The organism is Solibacillus isronensis (assembly GCF_900168685.1).
In the GTDB taxonomy this organism is placed as follows: domain Bacteria; phylum Bacillota; class Bacilli; order Bacillales_A; family Planococcaceae; genus Solibacillus; species Solibacillus isronensis_A.
The window spans coordinates 1797274-1816136 of the sequence record NZ_FVZN01000014.1; the positions used below are offsets into that span (position 1 = coordinate 1797274).

17 protein-coding genes are annotated in these 18863 nt (G+C 39.4%); 3 read left to right on the plus strand and 14 right to left on the minus strand.

The features are described from left to right. Positions 1-39 precede the first annotated feature (39 nt). The 4 genes from B5473_RS17670 to B5473_RS17685 are packed head-to-tail and all read right to left on the minus strand — an operon-like array spanning position 40 to position 4613. Positions 40-1023 carry an alpha-ketoacid dehydrogenase subunit beta gene (locus tag B5473_RS17670; RefSeq protein WP_079527562.1) on the minus strand — a complete coding sequence of 328 codons (984 nt, stop codon included), beginning with the start codon at positions 1021-1023 and terminating at the stop codon, positions 40-42. After that, positions 1023-2033 (minus strand): thiamine pyrophosphate-dependent dehydrogenase E1 component subunit alpha, encoded by a 1011-nt coding sequence (locus B5473_RS17675; protein ID WP_079527564.1) that lies wholly within the window; start codon positions 2031-2033, stop codon positions 1023-1025. Before B5473_RS17675 ends, B5473_RS17670 begins: the two co-directional genes overlap by 1 nt. Before the next feature lie 20 nt (positions 2034-2053). Beyond that, positions 2054-3463, minus strand: a complete 1410-nt coding sequence (gene lpdA / locus B5473_RS17680) for a dihydrolipoyl dehydrogenase (protein WP_079527566.1) — start codon at positions 3461-3463, stop codon at positions 2054-2056. A 55-nt stretch (positions 3464-3518) separates the two neighbouring features. Beyond that, positions 3519-4613, minus strand: a complete 1095-nt coding sequence (locus tag B5473_RS17685; protein ID WP_079527568.1) for a Leu/Phe/Val dehydrogenase — start codon at positions 4611-4613, stop codon at positions 3519-3521. 403 nt (positions 4614-5016) lie between these two features. On the opposite strand from B5473_RS17685, the gene B5473_RS17690 reads away from it, so the two are divergent. After that, positions 5017-5250 (plus strand): DUF2627 domain-containing protein, encoded by a 234-nt coding sequence (locus tag B5473_RS17690; protein WP_079527570.1) that lies wholly within the window; start codon positions 5017-5019, stop codon positions 5248-5250. Between the two features lie 159 nt (positions 5251-5409). On the opposite strand, the gene B5473_RS17695 is transcribed toward B5473_RS17690, so the two are convergent. The 3 genes from B5473_RS17695 to B5473_RS17705 all read right to left on the minus strand — a co-directional run bounded on the left by B5473_RS17695 (position 5410) and on the right by B5473_RS17705 (position 8290). Continuing rightward, the gene (locus B5473_RS17695; protein ID WP_079527572.1) at positions 5410-6135 is read right to left on the minus strand and encodes a glycerophosphodiester phosphodiesterase; all 726 of its coding nucleotides are present in this window, start codon (positions 6133-6135) and stop codon (positions 5410-5412) included. Then, positions 6135-7706 (minus strand): DUF342 domain-containing protein, encoded by a 1572-nt coding sequence (locus B5473_RS17700; protein ID WP_079527574.1) that lies wholly within the window; start codon positions 7704-7706, stop codon positions 6135-6137. Before B5473_RS17700 ends, B5473_RS17695 begins: the two co-directional genes overlap by 1 nt. Before the next feature lie 149 nt (positions 7707-7855). Then, positions 7856-8290 carry a hypothetical protein gene (locus tag B5473_RS17705; protein WP_079527576.1) on the minus strand — a complete coding sequence of 145 codons (435 nt, stop codon included), beginning with the start codon at positions 8288-8290 and terminating at the stop codon, positions 7856-7858. Between the two features lie 356 nt (positions 8291-8646). Between B5473_RS17705 and B5473_RS17710 the strand changes: the two genes are divergently transcribed. Both B5473_RS17710 and B5473_RS21130 read left to right on the plus strand, forming a co-directional pair. Then, positions 8647-9120, plus strand: a complete 474-nt coding sequence (locus tag B5473_RS17710) for a DNA polymerase III subunit alpha (protein ID WP_079527578.1) — start codon at positions 8647-8649, stop codon at positions 9118-9120. A 980-nt stretch (positions 9121-10100) separates the two neighbouring features. Continuing rightward, on the plus strand, positions 10101-10226 hold the full coding sequence (locus B5473_RS21130; RefSeq protein WP_303047326.1) for a hypothetical protein: 126 nt from the start codon (positions 10101-10103) through the stop codon (positions 10224-10226). 128 nt (positions 10227-10354) lie between these two features. On the opposite strand, the gene spo0A is transcribed toward B5473_RS21130, so the two are convergent. The 7 genes from spo0A to B5473_RS17750 form a co-directional block, all read right to left on the minus strand. Then, the gene (gene spo0A / locus B5473_RS17720; RefSeq protein ID WP_079527582.1) at positions 10355-11146 is read right to left on the minus strand and encodes a sporulation transcription factor Spo0A; all 792 of its coding nucleotides are present in this window, start codon (positions 11144-11146) and stop codon (positions 10355-10357) included. Positions 11147-11493: 347 nt separating this feature from the next. Further along, on the minus strand, positions 11494-12420 hold the full coding sequence (locus B5473_RS17725; protein ID WP_079527584.1) for a SpoIVB peptidase S55 domain-containing protein: 927 nt from the start codon (positions 12418-12420) through the stop codon (positions 11494-11496). 191 nt (positions 12421-12611) lie between these two features. Beyond that, positions 12612-14303 (minus strand): DNA repair protein RecN, encoded by a 1692-nt coding sequence (gene recN / locus B5473_RS17730; protein ID WP_079527586.1) that lies wholly within the window; start codon positions 14301-14303, stop codon positions 12612-12614. A 16-nt stretch (positions 14304-14319) separates the two neighbouring features. After that, positions 14320-14769, minus strand: a complete 450-nt coding sequence (gene ahrC, locus B5473_RS17735; protein WP_079527588.1) for a transcriptional regulator AhrC/ArgR — start codon at positions 14767-14769, stop codon at positions 14320-14322. A 399-nt stretch (positions 14770-15168) separates the two neighbouring features. Further along, positions 15169-15987 carry a TlyA family RNA methyltransferase gene (locus tag B5473_RS17740; RefSeq protein ID WP_079527590.1) on the minus strand — a complete coding sequence of 273 codons (819 nt, stop codon included), beginning with the start codon at positions 15985-15987 and terminating at the stop codon, positions 15169-15171. 3 nt (positions 15988-15990) lie between these two features. Then, positions 15991-17889 carry a 1-deoxy-D-xylulose-5-phosphate synthase gene (gene dxs, locus B5473_RS17745; RefSeq protein ID WP_079527592.1) on the minus strand — a complete coding sequence of 633 codons (1899 nt, stop codon included), beginning with the start codon at positions 17887-17889 and terminating at the stop codon, positions 15991-15993. An 89-nt stretch (positions 17890-17978) separates the two neighbouring features. Next, positions 17979-18863, minus strand: coding sequence for a polyprenyl synthetase family protein (locus B5473_RS17750; protein WP_079527594.1), 885 nt, complete (start codon positions 18861-18863; stop codon positions 17979-17981).

Sequence of the window (18863 nt, forward strand, 5' to 3'; positions counted from 1 at the left end):
TGTTTATTTAGGATTCTTAAACAATCCCAATTCTATTAACTAGAATTCAGCGAGTTCGCGAATTGCTTTTTCTACTTTGTCAGGATTAATCATGAAGAACTTTTCCATTGTTGGTGCGTATGGCATTGCAGGTACATCCGGTCCCGCAAGACGCTTGATCGGTGCATCCAGTTCGAATAGGCAATGCTCTACAATAATGGCTGCCACTTCACTCATAATGCTGCCTTCTTTATTGTCCTCTGTGATAAGAAGGATTTTCCCTGTTTTTCTAGCCGCTTCAATAATAGCTTCCTGATCTAACGGGTAAACGGTACGCAAATCTAAAATGTGCGTTTCGATGCCGTCTTTTGCCAGACGTTCTGCTGCCTGCAATGCAAAATGTACTGCAAGACCGTACGTAATGACTGTGACATCATCACCTTCACGCTTCACATCGGCTTTTCCGATTGGCAATGTATAATCATCTGTCGGCACTTCGCCTTTAATAAGACGGTATGCACGTTTATGTTCGAAAAATAGTACCGGATCCGGATCGCGAATGGCTGCTTTTAACAGTCCTTTTGCATCATATGGTGTTGAAGGAATGACAATTTTCAAACCAGGTGTCCCAGCAAACATCGCTTCTACCGATTGTGAGTGATAAAGGGCACCATGAATTCCCCCACCAAATGGCGCACGCACAACTAAAGGACAGCTCCAATCATTGTTTGAACGGTAACGAATTTTCGCCGCTTCCGAAACAATCTGGTTTACAGCAGGCATAATAAAGTCCGCAAACTGCATTTCAGCAATCGGACGCATGCCGTACATTGCTGCACCGATTGCAACACCCGCAATCGCACTTTCCGCTAACGGTGTATCCAGTACACGCGCTTCGCCGAACTGGTCATACAGGCCTGTTGTCGCTTTGAACACGCCGCCTTTTAACCCAACATCTTCACCTAAGACGAAGACGCGGTCATCTCGCTCCATTTCTTCTTTCATCGCTAAGTTAATCGCATCAATATAAGAAATTACCGGCATTACGCATCTTCTCCTTCCGCATACACAAAACGCAATGCATGTTCTGGCGAGGCATAGGCTGCATTTTCTGCATAATCTGTCGCTTCATTGACAGTATCCATAATTTTTTTGTTCATTTCTTCCAATAGCGCATCGTCCGCTATACCGTTGTCTTTTAAGTATGTTTCAAATAAAATAATCGGGTCTTTCGCTTTTCCTTCTGCAATATCCTCAGCTGTACGATATTGACGATCATCATCATCCGAAGAATGGGCTGTCAATCGGAACGAAACTGTTTCGATCAATGAAGGCCCTTCACCGCGACGTGCACGATCTGCCGCTTCTTTCACCACTTTGTATACTTCCAACGGATTTTTGCCGTCTACCGTTACACCAGGCATCCCGTAGCCGATTGCACGGTCTGATACTTGTGCACAGCCCAGTTGACGCTCTACCGGAACAGAAATTGCATATTGGTTGTTTTCTACCATGATAATAACCGGCAATTTGTGTACGCCCGCAAAGTTTGCTCCTTCATGGAAGTCACCTTGGTTTGACGAACCTTCACCGAGTGTTACAAATGTGATAAAGTCCTTTTGCTGCATTTTTCCTGCAAGTGCAACACCGACCGCATGCGGTACTTGTGTCGTTACAGGAGAAGAACCCGTAAGTATACGATTTTTCTTTTGCCCGAAATGCCCCGGCATTTGACGCCCGCCAGAGTTCGGATCTTCTGCTTTCGCAAACGCCGAAAGCATTAAATCTTTTGCTGTCATCCCAAAATGAAGGACAACCCCCATATCACGATAATACGGCGCAATATAATCCTTTGTATGATCAAGGGCAAAGGCAGCACCTACTTGAGCCGCCTCCTGTCCTTGGCATGAAATAACAAATGGTATTTTGCCTGCACGGTTTAACAGCCACATCCGCTCATCAATACGGCGTGCCATTAACATTGTTTCGTACATTTTCAGTACATCTTCATCCGTTAATCCCAATTGTTCATGTGTAATATTAGTGTCCGTCATAAAATACCCCCTTGTCACTGTTAAAAATGAATTGCTTTGCCTTCAATCGCCAGCGCGGCTTCCCCAATAATTTCGCTCAACGAAGGATGCAAATGCACCATCTGTCCAACTTCCCATGGTGAGGCATTTAAGAACAAGCCAAGTGCAGCTTCGGAAATTAAATCCGTTGCGTGCGGTCCGATTAAATGGACACCGACAACATCATTCGAACTTTCATCCGCAACTACTTTCACAAAGCCTGCTGTTTCACCATAAACAATCGCTTTACCGATCGCTTTAAACGGGAATGTTGTTGTCACAACTTTATAGCCGTTGTTTTTCGCTTGCTCTTCCGTAAGGCCGACACTTGCAACTTCCGGATTACTGTAGACGCCTCGTGCAATATTTGCATAATGCAGTGGAATCGAATTCTGTCCCGCAATATGCTCGACAGCACGAATTCCTTCATGTGAAGCAACATGTGCCAACTGCATTCCGCCGATAACGTCTCCTATAGCATATATATGACGTTCTTTCGTCTGGAAATGTTCGTTTACTGAAATATATCCCTTTTCCAGTTCGATTTCCGTGTTCTCCAAGCCGATGTTTGACGTGTTCGCTACCCTTCCAACTGAAAGTAAAAGTGCTTCCGCTGAAATGGTTTCATCATTCACTTGTAGTGATACATTTTCCTTTGTATCAATTGCCGAAGGATCGAGTTTTACATTGAAATGAACGTTTACCCCGCGCTTTTTCAAAGATTTCAGCATCTCTGCGGAAATTGCTGCATCTTCAGTCGGCAACAGACGGTCACCTAGCTCGATAATCGTAACTTCGACATCGAAATCAGTAAGCATTGACGCCCATTCGACACCGATTACGCCACCACCGATAATAATAGCCGACTTCGGTAGCTTTTCGATTGTCAGGAATTCATCTGATGTGAATACCTTTTTCCCGTCAACTTTCAATCCGTCCAATGTTCGAGGGCGTGAACCCGTCGCAATGATGACGTTTTGCGGCACAAGCATTTCATTTTCAGTCCCATCATTCATTTCCACTGAAATCGTACCTGGCATCGGAGAGAAAATAGATGGGCCTAAAATGCGGCCAAAACCGTCATACACATCGATCTTTCCTTTTTTCATTAAGTGCTGGACACCTTTGTAAAGCTTATCTACAACGGTAGCCTTTCTTTGTTGGACACGTTCAAAGTCGATTTTGACATCATTTACTTCCACTCCAAAATCAAGTGCCTTTTTCGATTGTACATATACTTCCGCACTTCGGAGCAATGCTTTTGTAGGAATACAGCCCGCATGCAGGCATGTACCCCCCATTTTATTTTTTTCGACGATTGCCGTTTTCAATCCGAGCTGTGACGCACGAATCGCGGCTACATAACCGCCTGTGCCTCCGCCTAAAATAACGACATCATAATCTTTCGCCATAACCGACACCCCTTTTTCCAGTTACAAAATCAATTTCTTCTTTCGTAATCGCTTCTTAGCGACCGTTTAAAATATTTTTTTCGTTTTGAAGGAACTGACTGCGGGATTTCGCTACACGAGCAATACGCTCTTCTGCTAAACGGTTTGCTGCTAAATAAGTTGGAATATCTTCTTCTTTTGAAATAGCAAAAATCTTTTCCAAGCTTGTGTAGATCGTTTCAACACGCTTCATTGCACGCTCGCGATTATAACCGTATAGCTCATCTGCTACGTTAATAACCCCGCCTGCATTAATCACGTAATCCGGTGCATAAACAATCCCTAAATCATGCAGTACTTTACCATGTCTTGATTCTGCCAGCTGATTGTTTGCAGATCCAGCGATAACCTTCGCTTTTAAAGTCGGAATCGTTTGATCATTGACAATTGCGCCAAGAGCACATGGAGAGAAAATATCCACATCTTGTGCGTAAATTTCGTCAGGTGCTACAGCTACCGCTCCGAAATCTGCAACGACACGGTCGATTGCTTGCTGATTAATGTCAGTTACGATTAGTTTCGCTCCTTCATTATGCAAGTATTCACATAATGTGTACGCAACATTCCCAAGACCTTGAACCGCTACTTTACGGCCTGCCAGCGAGTCATCTCCAAACGCTTCTTTCGCTGCTGCCTTCATCCCTAAAAATACACCATACGCTGTAATTGGCGATGGATTGCCAGAGCTGCCGAATGCCGGTGAAATACCTGTTACATAATTTGTTTCTTCATGGATTAAATCCATATCTGCAACCGTTGTACCTACATCTTCTGCCGTAATATATCGACCATTCAAACCTTGAATGAAACGTCCTAATGCACGGAACATTTCTTCATTTTTATCCTTGAACGGATCTCCAATAATAACTGTTTTACCGCCACCTAAATTTAAGCCTGCCGCCGCATTTTTATAAGTCATACCACGTGCTAGACGAAGTGCATCTTCAATAGCTGCTTCCTCTGAGGCATATGTCCACATGCGCGAACCCCCAAGAGCTGGACCCAATGTTGTATCATGAATAGCAATAACCGCTTTTAACCCCGATGCCTCATCTTGGCAAAAGACTACTTGTTCAAAATCATATTTCTGCATGTACTTGAAAATTTCCATAACACTATACCCCTCCACTCAAGAAAGCGCTTACTTTCTCGTATATTATTATTTTCTGTTAATTAAAGATAATAAATACTTAAATTTGTATAATTTTATTATCGTTATTTTTACAATACTTATAAATCTAAAAGGATGCAACTAGAAATCCTTAATTTGACTTAAATTAGAATATTCGGACAATTTTTACCTGAAAATATACCGGAAAACCGTGCGAAAATACTTTTAAAAACACTATTTCAGTATAGTAATTTTAGTTTTATTGCGCTAATTTCATATTTCCATTCTATGAATCTATACCCGATTATTGACTTTCTCTGCCTGCATTGTAAAATTAAGTGATACTAAAATAATCTGAGACATTGTTTCAATTACTGCTTTTTTGTCTGGAGGAGGTCTGTAAATGGCACGTATGGCTGCATTTATCGTACTAGTCATTCCCGCAATTTTAATGGCTGCCGGGATAAAATTTATGCGAGATACATTATTCGGTATTTTAATTTCACCATTTCCATGGATTTGGTTACAATTCATCGTCGGTGCCATATTTTTTGCCGTTTCATTTTTATTTTTTGCAGGGTTTTTACTGTACAGGGATCGCAAGCGCGGTAAAGTATCGGAGCGCTGGCAGAAATAAAGACAGAAAAAAATCAAATTTCTCCTAACAGGGAAATTTGATTTTTTTCGTATATTCAGTTAATTCTCCACTCAAGAAGAGTAATGTTATTGTGGGCTTCCACAAAATTATTAAGCTAAAAGTAATCAGGTAATTACTTCCATTTTCCATTTTAACAAATCAAACTTGTCGATTTTTCTGGGCTTCCTGAACTAAATGCGGAAAATCCGTAATCCACCCTTTTACAATCGAATGGGGATTTTTTAAGAAAGATTCATTTCCCTGGATTGCGTAAAAACGCATGCCGATATTGGCTGTATTGCAAGCCTCTAAATATTGACTTTTATAGTAGCGTTTATGTGCATGAATTGCATCGAAGAAATTTTGCTCCGCTATTGTGGCCCAATAGAATTTTCTCGTAATAATATACGCTGTCTCGATATCCGGGCGAATCTCTTTTACAATTTTTAACAAAGAATCGTGGAATGACGAGAAATGGCTGTTTACAGGTAAGCTGATCGTTTGCAGTAATTCCTTCAGAACATGCTCATTCGTTAATAGCGACTCTTTCAGCTCTACATTCAACGCAATATTTTCGGCATTCGCCCAATCCAGTACATCGGCAAAGGCAATCATCCGGTCACGACGAAAGAGCCGTTTAAACCGCGGACCTAATTTATAGTGAATGAGCTCCTCATAAGAACACTGATTAACCATTTTGTTAATACCGGCCAGTCTCTTTAAGTCGTTGTCATGGAATACTACTAAAATACCATCATTTGAAACTTGGAGATCCAGTTCAATGCCATCTGCCCCAAGTTCTTTCGCTTTTTTAAAGGCAGCAAACGTATTTTCTAAGTGAAAACTTGATGCCCCTCGGTGGGCAAAAATGGGTATGTTATTCATTATACATTCAACTCTCCATTATCTATTAAAAATCGTCCATTTGTTATAGACGTTAAAACAGTGGACTTTTTGCCAATCTGTATATATGTACCAGGATATGCTTCTTTCGTCACATGAATCTCTGCTTTACTAACTTTGCGCAAGTCGTTCATTAATTGTTTAATTTCCCGATCTAAATTTTGCGCTGTTTCTTTATTGGAAGCGAGCTTTTGTTTGGTTAGCTCCAGTGCCGTCAATTGTCGTTGTGTTAACGTATGTATAACAGGTAGGATGCGTTCTATTTGTTCCTCGAGCTGCATCATATCTTCCTGCATTGATTTTAGCAGCGATGCCTTGTATTGGATGACCTCAAGACATTGTGATTTGTTTATGCTATTAATGATTAATTCAGTCGGTCTTTCCAGTCGGTTTCCTGTAAATGCCGAAACGATTGTACTTTTTGCGATTGCTGTTCCACCGATGATTTTCCCTTTCTGTTCATCAACCAAAATGGAATGTGCGGATAAATTCGAACCTAATGAATAAAATCCAATATTCAGATTTTGACCTGCGACTAGATGCGCGTCATTTACATGTTTAACGAATATATCCCCGGCAGCTTCTACAAGTGTTTCACCTAACCCGAATATGCCTCCCCGAATAAAAATATCTCCGTAAAGGGACTTAATCAGTTTTGCGCCGGATACACCTTCTAGATGTTCGATTGAAATGTCACCATTTGCAACAACGGAAAATCCTGGTTGGACGGTTCCTTTAATCGAGACAGATCCATTAAATTCAATATTTCCGGTTTCGATGCCGACATCACCGACAATTGGTAAATGCTGATTCACACTCACCATTCCTTGGTGTTCTTCAACTACCCCGCTAATTTTCGAGCGAAGTACCGTTTTACCTTCTTCTTCAACTTCATAGGCCGATTTTCGGTCATATTTCAACGGCACATCTCGCCCCAAAGGAGCAGGAATCGATTCCCCATAAATATTTATTCCCGGGATACCTGGCTGTGCATGAACTTTTTCACCAAGCCATGCGCCTTCTTCAATTTCATAAATGAAGTTCATATCATAATAATCCGCTTTGCCATCTTCCCTTATAACCGGTTTTCGTTCAGGTAATTCTAAGTAGGTAATTTGTGCATCTTCCCCTTTGACAGGTGGTGTTCCTTGCGCAATCAATGTTGCTTTCGCAGTGACAATGGATTCCAGTTGCACATTTAAAACCCCGTGTGTGATATTATCTTCAGCTAACAGCTTCTGAACCTTTTTCTGTATAGATTGTACATTTTCTTTTATATACTCCGCTGTCTCATATAGAAAAAGCGATGCCGACATTTTATCTCGGGATATTTCGATTACAATCGATGGAAGCCATATACCGATTTCAACAGGGGTGTCACTTACTTCATTTAGTCCCTCTTTTAATAATGCAAAATTCGTTAGTTTAATACGAGGATTTTGGCGCACAATCGTTTCGAAGTCTTTTAGCATAAAACCAGGCTGTCGTGTTAGCAAATATACTTTCCCATCATTTTTTATTATTTCAAAAAAGTGATTTTCATGAATAACCATGCCATTCCACCTCCTCTTACATTACAGTATATACATATTTTTGATAATTGTTTAGTTAAAAATTGGATTGTAAGGAGGTTTTTTAGCATATCCATCAAATTAGTCGAAAAGTATCTGCCTCATAAGTGAGAAACAACTAAAATATTTTATTATAGTGAACGTTGGAATTGGAGTAAATTATGATACATATCTGACAGGTCTTTTAAATATTTTTCATCCCGTGTTTCAATAGCCCTAAGTGTACGATTGATCATTAAAATATCTAGTTCGATTGAATTGGTTAAGTTTTGATGGTTTATATTATTTTCGATAATCTCATTTCTTAATGTACCCAGCTCATTTAAATAATTTTCAAGCTCCATTTCCATCGTTTGAAGCTGTGTATCGCTTAATGTACCGAGCAGCAATATATCGTTATAGCACGTTTCACGTTGAACATGTAGTTCTTCTTTATATTTTTTTACAACATCATCCGGAGAATTGACCGTTGTTGTAGGAGATGCATCAAAGTCTTGCGGTAATCTTACAAGCAGAAAAAACGTCAGGACGCCGAGAAGGATCAATACGAATTTCCATCGTTTCATTTATCATCGCTCCTTATTGTTGTCCCCCTATTCTACTGCGAAATTATATTAATAATGTGAAATTAATATTAAAATCCTATGACAACAAAAAAAGTGTCCAGCACCAGCTAGACACAAAAAGAATAATACGTTATCAAACATATTATCCAAAGAAAGGAGGTAAAAACGAAGACGAAGAATTTCTTAGCCTTGCTATCTAATTTTACCCGTTGTTATTTTTTGTTAAACGTAAATTACAAATTTTTTTATACGTGTAATGTGAGTTACAACAATTATAGTTTCCCAAAGTCTAAAAAATCTTCTTTTAGGTTAAAATACTCATAAATTACCAATGAATGTAAAAGGATGATTATGAAATGAGTGTTATTGTACTTGATAACAAAAGGCTTTTTCTAAAAAGAATTAAAAATTATGAGTTGAATACTGAGAAAATCTATTATAGAAATGATAAACCAGAGGAAAGATTTCTTTTCCTGTTCCTTATGAATGAGGATGAACTATGGAGTGAATATAAGTTCAAATATTTATATATTCAGATGTTTGATGGCAGTGAATATAAGTATTTCTCTGATAAGAAATTATATAACATTTTGAAGAAAATGGATGAATACTTTAAGGAAGCCGAATTAAGTGAGATAGAAGACTGCTCTTATGATAGTTCGGAAGACTGCTACTATGTTAGTGAAGATTTGAAAGAGATAATGGAAAATGACGAGCATCTAGCGCAAGCTGTCGATAGTTATGTAATTATCAAGGATACATTCATATTCGTTGATGAAGACATTTCTTTTATAGCGGAGAGGATGGATAATTCTTTTGGAACAGTATAATACTAAAAAAAAGCCTTCTTAAACCGCCGAATGACACTGTTTAAGAAGGCTTTATTAATAAAGTAATGTTCTCGTAATAAAAAATAAGTTTACGAGCCGAAATATAATCAAACTACTAATAATTAACTCGCAACCATTTCAATACGGATCTTCTCCGTGATCATTGCGATAAACTCTAAGTTAGTCGATATTATTCTCACATGATGCACTATTCCACCATTTTATACATGCGCTAAATTAAATTGATTCGTGATGGATAACTACCTGCTTAGTAAAATTTCACTTCGTATAAATGAGATTTATAGTGTAAATGTATCCTCAATGTGGTAATGTTAACCAAACTAAATGAGGTGCTAACTTGAATGAGCTTGAGAAAAGGAAATGTTTAGACGATATACGGCTCCATAAAGTACGCACTAAAAAATTACGGATATTAATCGCTAATACCGATAATATCGACGTTAAAAAACTGCTAACCAAAGGATTGATTTGGCATATCAAGTGCAAACGCGCGTTAAAACTAATGCTAATCGATAATATTGAGGATGATTAATCGGATAGTTTTGAAGAATTATAGCGAAATTTTATAAAGGCTGCACAGTTTTATGTAATGGTGCATCCCGGGCAAACCTCAAGAGTTGGTGTGTTTTGAAGTCTTCAAGAACGTTCTACACACTTCCTAATCGATGTTTCGAACTACGATCGGTCAAAAATATATTGCTATCTATATAACGATTTTCTATTCTTTAACGGATTTTACGTAGTTTGCTTGTTAAATAGATACGAAAAAAACGCTTTAATGTTGCGAACATAATTCGCTATTGTCGTTTTGCTTACTGCCTTACCGTAATCACCTCTACGCTCAGGATAATTAACAGGATTTTCCGCAGCGCTTACTTCAAACTTGCCTCTTTATTCAATTGAACGAATATAAGCTCGCACATGCTCCGTTGTTACTTGCGAAAGATCGTCAATAATGTATGAATCCGATAAGAAACTTGCAAAAAGTATTAACGATTGACTCTTCATATGAACTCATCGTCTTTTTTGAGAAACCAATCGAACATGTTCAATCTTTTCGATTAAAAACGGACTTAATTCCATAGAAAAAACGCCTTCCAAAAACAGTCGTAATAAACTGTCTTAGAAGGCGCTATTATTTTCGTTAGATAATCGATATTTATAATATCATTCTCCGATAGCCTGTACGCTAGAAACGCAGTCATACCAACGTTTAACTCGCTACCATTTCAATACGGATTTTGTCCGCAATCATAGCAATAAACTCCGAGTTAGTCGGTTTTGATTTCATATGGTGCACTGTATAGCCGAACAGTTCCGAAATGTTCTCATAGCTGCCACGGTTCCAGGCTACTTCAATGGCATGGCGAATAGCACGTTCCACACGTGACGGGGTTGTCCCGAATTTTTTCGCGATTTCCGGATATAGAATCTTTGTAACCGAACTTAGTAACTCAATATCATTGTAAACCATCTGGATCGCTTCACGTAAATAAGCGTATCCTTTTATATGTGCAGGTACACCAATCTCTTTAATGATGCCTGTAATCGTTGTATCCAATAAGCGTGTGTCCATTTTTGCAGGGGTACTCGTTGATAACACCGGTACACGTTTTTCCTGTTCGACTTTCTTTCCTGCACAATGCAGAATTTTTTGAACAAGCTGCTCAAATTCAAAAGGTTTTAACATGAAGTAAGATGCGCCGAAATTCACAGCCTGCTTCATTACATCTTCTTGGCCAAAAGCAGTTAGCATAATGACTTGAGTCTGTGTATGACGCTCATCGTTATACATCTCTTCCAATACAGCCAGTCCATCCAAATGCGGCATAATAATATCCAATAACAGAACATCGATTTTATGCTCTTCCAACATTTTAATACAGATTTTTCCGTTAGATGCTGTTGCAACAATTTCAATTTGCGGATGATTCGTAAAATAAACTTCCATCATTTTAACTAATTCGCGATTATCATCAGCAATCGCAATTTTCACCTTTGACAAACAAAATCCCCCTTTTATAATTCTATCTTTTATATATTCATTACAATGGCAAATTGTATGAGCTTTCTTACAAATGTCCAAACTTCTTGTGTAATACAATTGTAACAAAAATGAGCGACAGTTGTCTTTCGATCTCTCTTATTTTGCATTGTCCTTTAGTGAAGTTTCGACAGAATTACTATATTTCCTTTTCTTTCATAAAAAATAAGTAACAAGTAGTATCTTTTCTCTGTTTCTCGACAAGGAAATATATGGTTCATCATTTGTCGATTTATCATCATGTACTATTGTAATGAAAAAATCAAAAAAAGACTACACTTTATTAAAAAGTATAGTCTAAAGTATTTTTAGTACGGGCTCTTTTTCAGCATTTCAATAACAAGAATACCGGCACCTTTTGTTGGTTCTTCGATAAACATATGTGTTACCGCACCAACGAACTGGTTATTCTGTATAATAGGACTTCCGCTCATCCCTTGAACAATACCGCCCGTTTTCTTTATAAGACGTTCATCGACGACATTGAAAGTAAACGTGTTATCCGTTTGTTTGTCAATTTCGATATCAAACAAATTGACTTCTTCCCCGTCGATTGCCGTTAAGATTTGTGCTTTTCCCTTTTTTAACTCATTTGCATGTATAATTTCCAGCGGCGGATGCAAACTGTCATGTAATGATTGTTTCCAATTACCAAAAATACCGTATACATCATTGCTTATAACTGAACCGAGTGGCATTTGTGATTTATCTACAACTGAAATTTTGTACCCTGGCTGTCCAGGCGTACTTTTCTTCACTTGTGAGATTGATGCTTCAAAGATTGCACCATCATTGAATTTCGGAGGCTGCTTCATTGTAGAATCTACAATTTGATGCCCTAGCGCTCCGTATTCCATCGTTTCAGGATCGATATACGTTAACGTCCCTATTCCATCTGTTTCACTTTTCAAAAATGGTTTTAAATGCACCAGTTCATGACCTGATACGTTGATCTCTCGTTGTTGCTTTCCATTTTCAACGGTCAGTGTAAATGATTCGCCTTTGCCGGCAATGTCTTCTAACTGGCTTACTTTTTCACCATTAAGTTCTAAAATATGTTCTCCCTTTTTCAACCACTCACTATTTTCCAATAATACGTCCTGTGCAACCATTACATAAGGCATCTCCAACTGAACGCCAATTGAATGGCCCATTGGAATTAATGATTTCCCCAATACTTCTATTGGTGATAACATAAAAAGCAATGCAACGAGTATCGACCATTTTTTAATCATCCTTCACCTCCTCTATGCGCTTACTATGTGAAAATTTGACGGAGTTATGAACGGAAAAATTTTGTTGATATGAGGAAAAATTAGAATGTATTCATTGTAATCCTTGCTGCTCCGCGACCTTGAAACTTATACGTTTAAAAAAATAAAAAACCGCCTAAAATTTTTAATAATTTTAGACGGTTTTTGTATATTTAATTCATCATTTCCTTACGTTCATTGGCCATGTGAATTAATTCTGAAGCATGTTGTAATGTCAGGTCTGTAATTTCGGCCCCGCTCATCATGCGGCTGATTTCCACAATTCGTTCCTTTTCTTCCATTTCCGTAATTGATGTAAATGTACGGTTATGTTCAACCTGCTTTTTAATGTAGTAATGATGATCCGCCATTGCGGCAACTTGCGGCAAGTGAGAAATACATAAAACTTGTGAATTCACTGAAATTGCAGCAATTTTTTCAGCAATCGCCTGAGCGACACGGCCGCTTACACCTGTATCGACTTCATCGAAAATAATCGATGTAATGCCATTTGATGAAGAGAAAATGGTTTTCAGCGCCAGCATCATACGCGAAAGTTCCCCGCCGGAAGCGACTTTAGGTAGCGACTTCGGTGGTTCCCCAACATTTGTAGAAATGTAGAATGCGACAAAATCCTTGCCGTTCGCGTCCAGCTGATTCAATGGCTCGAATTTAACGATAAACTGCGCTTTTTCCATATGAAGCATACGCAGCTCATTCATAATGGCATCACTTAGCTTAATCGCATTTTCTTTGCGGATTGCCGTCAATTCTTCGGCAATTTTATTTAGATCTGCTTCCATTTTCGCCAGCAATTGCTCATTTTTCTGCAATGTTTCATCACGGTTTATAAGCTGGCTTAACTCTTCCTCAATTTTTTCATGATATGTTAAAATCTCTTCAACTGTCGTACCATATTTACGTTTCATAGTTTGATATAAAGCAAGACGCTGCTCGACCTCATTCAAACGCTCTGCGTCATACTCTAAATCATCGAGCACATTTTTCACCTGATATGCCGCATCCTGCAATGCATAGAAGCTGGAAGTGACCGCTTCTGAAGCTTCTTTGAAATTCGAATCAAGCGCTACAATATCTTCCAGTGCATTCATCGCATTACCGATGAAATCCAGTCCTGTTCCATCATCGGAAATCGCTGAATATGCAATGTTCGCACGTTCAAATATTTTATGGAAATTCATTAAACGGAGACGCTCTTCATCTAATGCCTCTTCTTCATCAATTTTTAAACCGGCCTGTTCCAGCTCCTGAATTTGGAATTGATATAAATCAATGCGCTGTGCCATCCGCTGCTCGTCCATACTTAGCTCGGCCACTTCTCTTTTTAACTGGCGGTATGCTTCATACGCTTCATCGTACTTCGCTTTCACCGGCTGAAGCTTATTATGTGCATAATGATCCAGTAAATTGATATGGAATTTTTCATCCATAAGCTCCTGATTTTCATGTTGCCCATGAATATCGATTAAACTGCCGCCAATATCCCGTAAAACAGATAATGGAACAAGTTTGCCGTTCACTCTGCAAACACTTTTTCCTGAATCATGCAAATCACGTCGTAAAATAATCGTATCTTCTTCTGATTCAATCCCATGTTCTTCGAGTTTCGCAAAAATCGGATGCTGACTATTATTCACATGAAATAATCCGCCAAGCTCCGCCTTTTTTTCTCCGTGGCGGATAAACTCGGTTGAGCCGCGTCCGCCAGCCAATATATTAACCGCATCAATAATAATTGATTTTCCGGCACCTGTCTCACCTGTCAAAACAGTTAGACCACCGAAAAAACTAACGGTTAAATCATCAATTATAGCAAAATTTCGAATGCTTAATTCTCTTAACAAACCATTCCACCTCGGTTTACAGCATATCTAATAAGCGATTTTTTATTTCTTCACGTTCGTCCTCTGTGCGACACATGATTAAAATCGTATCGTCCCCACAAATCGTACCTAAAATTTCCGACCAGTCCAGATGGTCCAATAATGATCCGATTGCATTTGCATTCCCTGGCAACGTTTTCATTACTAAAAAGTGTGACGCTCCATCAATCGAAACGAAAGCATCTGCCAACGAACGATGCAATTTTTGGATTGGGTTGAAACGTTGGTCTGCTGGTAAACTATATTTATAACGTCCGTCCTGTAACGGTACTTTAACTAAATGCAATTCTTTAATATCTCGTGAAACCGTTGCTTGAGTGACGTTGTATCCGGCATTTTTCAGCTGATCGACTAAATCGTCCTGTGTCTCGATTTCGTTATTTGTAATAATATCACGGATGCGTATATGGCGCTGTCCTTTGTTCACAAAAGTCACCTCATTAAAATGTATAGGAATATATGTATATTTACACTACCATTTGCATAAAGGAAAAACAAGAAAAAACCGTACATATGTTCAAAAATCCGTTTTTTTCGACTGTTTTCTACATGAAAATAAAAAGTAAAATCTGCAAATTTCGCATAAATTTTGTCCTGTTTCCATAGAACACTCCTTTACAAAGTCCGTTGATTTCCATTGCGGGCGGACGCTTTCCAGGGGCCCGGCTCGAGCCTGTAGTCTCTCCCACGGGCTATTCCCCTAGGAGTCGCCGCCCTCCATTCCAATCAACTCCCGTTTTCAGCAAAAATGTATGCCTCTTTTAATATGTCCATAAATAAACAAAAGCACAAAACAAATCCATAAGAATCTGTTTTGTGCTTTCCTTTATTTCAGCTGCATATGCGCTTCTTTTACGACTTGTTCGAAATTTGTGAAGGCTTCTACCTCTTCACCGTCATGCGGATTATATAGATGGAATAAAAATTCAATATTCCCTTCCCCGCCTGTAATCGGTGAAAATGAAGCATCCTTTACAACAAATCCGATTTCCGTTGCCATTTTGGCTGTTTCTTCTAAAACGTCTAAATGGACTTTCGGTTCACGAACAATCCCTTTTTTCCCTACGTTTTCACGACCTGCTTCAAATTGCGGCTTTACAAGTGCCATAACATCGCCACCTGGCATTAAAACCGTTTTTAATACAGGCAGGATCAATGATAGCGATATGAATGAAACATCGATTGTAGCGAAGCTTGGTAAGCCTTCTACTAAATCTTCCGGCTTTGTGTAACGGAAATTTGTTTTTTCCATAACCGTTACACGCTCATCTGAACGGATTTTCCATGCAAGCTGGTTCGATCCAACATCCAGTGCATAGCAATGACGCGCACCGTTTTGCAGTGCACAATCCGTGAATCCGCCTGTTGATGAACCGATATCAAGCATTAGCTTACCTTCTACAGATAGATCAAAAATTTCAAGTGCCTTTTCCAGCTTTAATCCGCCTCGTGACACATATTTTAACTGTGAACCTTTTACTTGCAGCGGTGCATCGATTTCGATTTTTTCCCCTGCTTTATCAATGCGGATTTCGTTTGAGAACACGAGACCAGCCATAATCGAGCGCTTTGCCTTTTCCCGCGTCTCACATAAACCGCGTTCAACAAGCATTACATCTACTCGTTCTTTTTTTTGCTTTGTCATTCTTTATTTAACCCTATCCGACTGTTTATTCGGTACAAGCTGTGTAATACGTTTTACCGCTTCTTCAGCTGTCACGTTTATTTCTTCTAATAATAAATCAACTTCACCATGCTCGATAAATTCATCCGGAATCCCGATACGTTCAATTTGAACATTGCGGTATTTCTTATCAAATGCAAATTCCAGCACTGCACTACCAAATCCGCCTTGCAGCAATGATTCTTCAATTGTTAAAATCGGCAAGTTTTCCTGCATAATTTCATGCAGCATCGCTTCATCCATCGGTTTAATGAAACGCGCATTAACAACACGCACATCAATACCTTGGTATGCTAACTGTTCCGCTGCCTTCAATGCCATTGGAATCGTTGTACCGAATGTCAGAATTACTGCATCCGAGCCTTCACGCAACACTTCCCATGAACCGATCGGCAATGCTTTCATTTCCGCATCCATCTCAACACCTAAGCCATTGCCGCGAGGGTAACGAAGTGCGATTGGACCATCATTATAATCAATTGCTGTTTTCACCATATGTTGACCTTCATTTTCATCTTTAGGCATCATCAGGACGATATTCGGGATATGACGTAAAAACGAAATATCAAATACGCCTTGATGTGTTTCGCCGTCCGCGCCTACAAGGCCTGCACGGTCGATACCGATGAAAACATTTAAATTCGGGCGTGCAATATCATGCAGCACCTGGTCATACGCACGCTGTAAAAATGTCGAATAAATTGATAAAAACGGTTTCATATGTTGTGTTGCAAGACCAGCCGCCATTGTTGTTGCATGCTGTTCGGCAATCCCTACATCAAAGAAGCGATTCGGGAAGTCTTTTTGAATGCCTTCAAGTTTTGAACCGACAGGCATTGCCGGTGTAATCGTTACAATCCGGTTATCTTCCTTCATGCATTTACGAACCGATTCCGCGACCAAGCTGCTCCACGCCGGACCTTTTGTTGAAGACTTTACGAAAGCACCTGTTTCCATTTTATATGGACCCGTACCATGCCAAGTACCGATTGTATCGTCTTCGGCAGGTTTGTAGCCTTTACCTTTTTTCGTCAATACATGAACAAGTACAGGACCTTGCACTTTTTTCGCATATTCCAATGTTTTTTCCAGTGCCTCAAAATCATGCCCGTCAATCGGACCTAAATATTTGAATCCTAATTCCTCAAAGAATACACCTGATACAACTAAATACTTTAGGCTGTCTTTCACACGTTCAGCAGTAGCGGCCAGCTTGTCGCCAACCATTGGAATTTTGTGTATTAATGATTCCAAATCTTCTTTTGCACGTGAATATTCCTTTGCCGTACGCAGACGCCCTAAAACGTCATGCAATGCCCCAACGTTCGGTGCAATCGACATTTCGTTATCATTTAAAATAACGATCATATTCTTTTTTTCATGACCAATATGGTTCAATGCTTCCAGTGCCATACCGCCTGTCAGTGCACCATCACCGATAATCGGAACAACAAAGTTTTTGTCCCCTTTAATATCTCTCGCTGCAGCCATACCCATCGCTGCAGATAAAGATGTGGAACTATGACCTGTTTCCCACATATCGTGTTCACTTTCGACAAGCTTCGGGAAACCGCATAGTCCTTTATATTGACGCAATGTGTCAAATTGACTTGCCCGGCCTGTTAAAATTTTGTGGACATATGCTTGATGCCCGACATCCCATAAAAATTTATCCTTTGGACTGTTAAAAGCTTTATGCAGTGCAATCGTCAGCTCAACGACACCTAAATTCGGGCCAATATGACCACCCGTAATTGAACATTTTTCGATCAGGAAAGCGCGAATTTCTCCAGCCAGCGCTTCTAGTTGCTTTTTATTCAAGTCTTTCAAAAAGGATGGACTAGAAATTTTAGTTAAATCCATCTCATCCACACACCTTTTCATCAGTTTATTCACCGTTGTGATTTTTCTATTATATCAATGTACAACACAAGACAAAAGTTTAACACATTTTAGTTACTACGTCTCACAATATACTGTGCAAATTGTCGAAGCAATGTCGTATCAGTGTCGATTTTTTGCAATGCTTCAATCGCCAGCTCATAATGCTCATCCAGCTTTTGCTTTGCACCATCTAATGTAAGTAAAGCAGGGTATGTACTTTTTTCGCTTGCAACGTCTTTTCCTGCTGTTTTCCCTAGCTGTTCCGAAGTTCCCTCAATATCTAAAATATCATCTTGAATTTGGAAGGCTAAACCGATATGGTGCGCATATTCCACTAATGCTACACGGTCAGAACTACTCGCATTTGCCAGCACGGCACCCGCTTCAATACTAAAACGAAGTAATGCGCCTGTTTTATTAACATGAACCGTTTCAAGCTCCTGTAAATTTAATAGACGTTTTTCTCCGTCCATATCAAGCACTTGTCCGCCGACCATTCCTTCAGCACCTGCCGCAATACTTAACAGGTTAACGAGCTCAATGCGTTTTTCTGCAGAAAGATTATTTAGACGTGCGATAATACCAAATGCCAATGTGTTTAAAGCGTCACCAGCCAAAGTTGCCAATGCTTCCCCGTATACGACATGGTTCGTTGGCTTGCCTCGGCGCAATTCATCATCATCCATACTTGGCAGGTCATCATGGATTAACGAATACGTATGGATCATTTCAACAGCAGAGCCTACTGAATAACTTGCCTCAAGAGACTGATTATACATTTCGCAAACCGCCACAACAAATAACGGACGAATTCGTTTGCCTCCTGCTTTTAATGAATACAGCATCGATTCTTTCAAATGTGCCGGTGCTTGTATTGATTCAACAAGTTCATACATTGTCGTTTCCAACTGCGGTATATTATGATCAATAAACTGCTTTAACGTGTTTTCCAT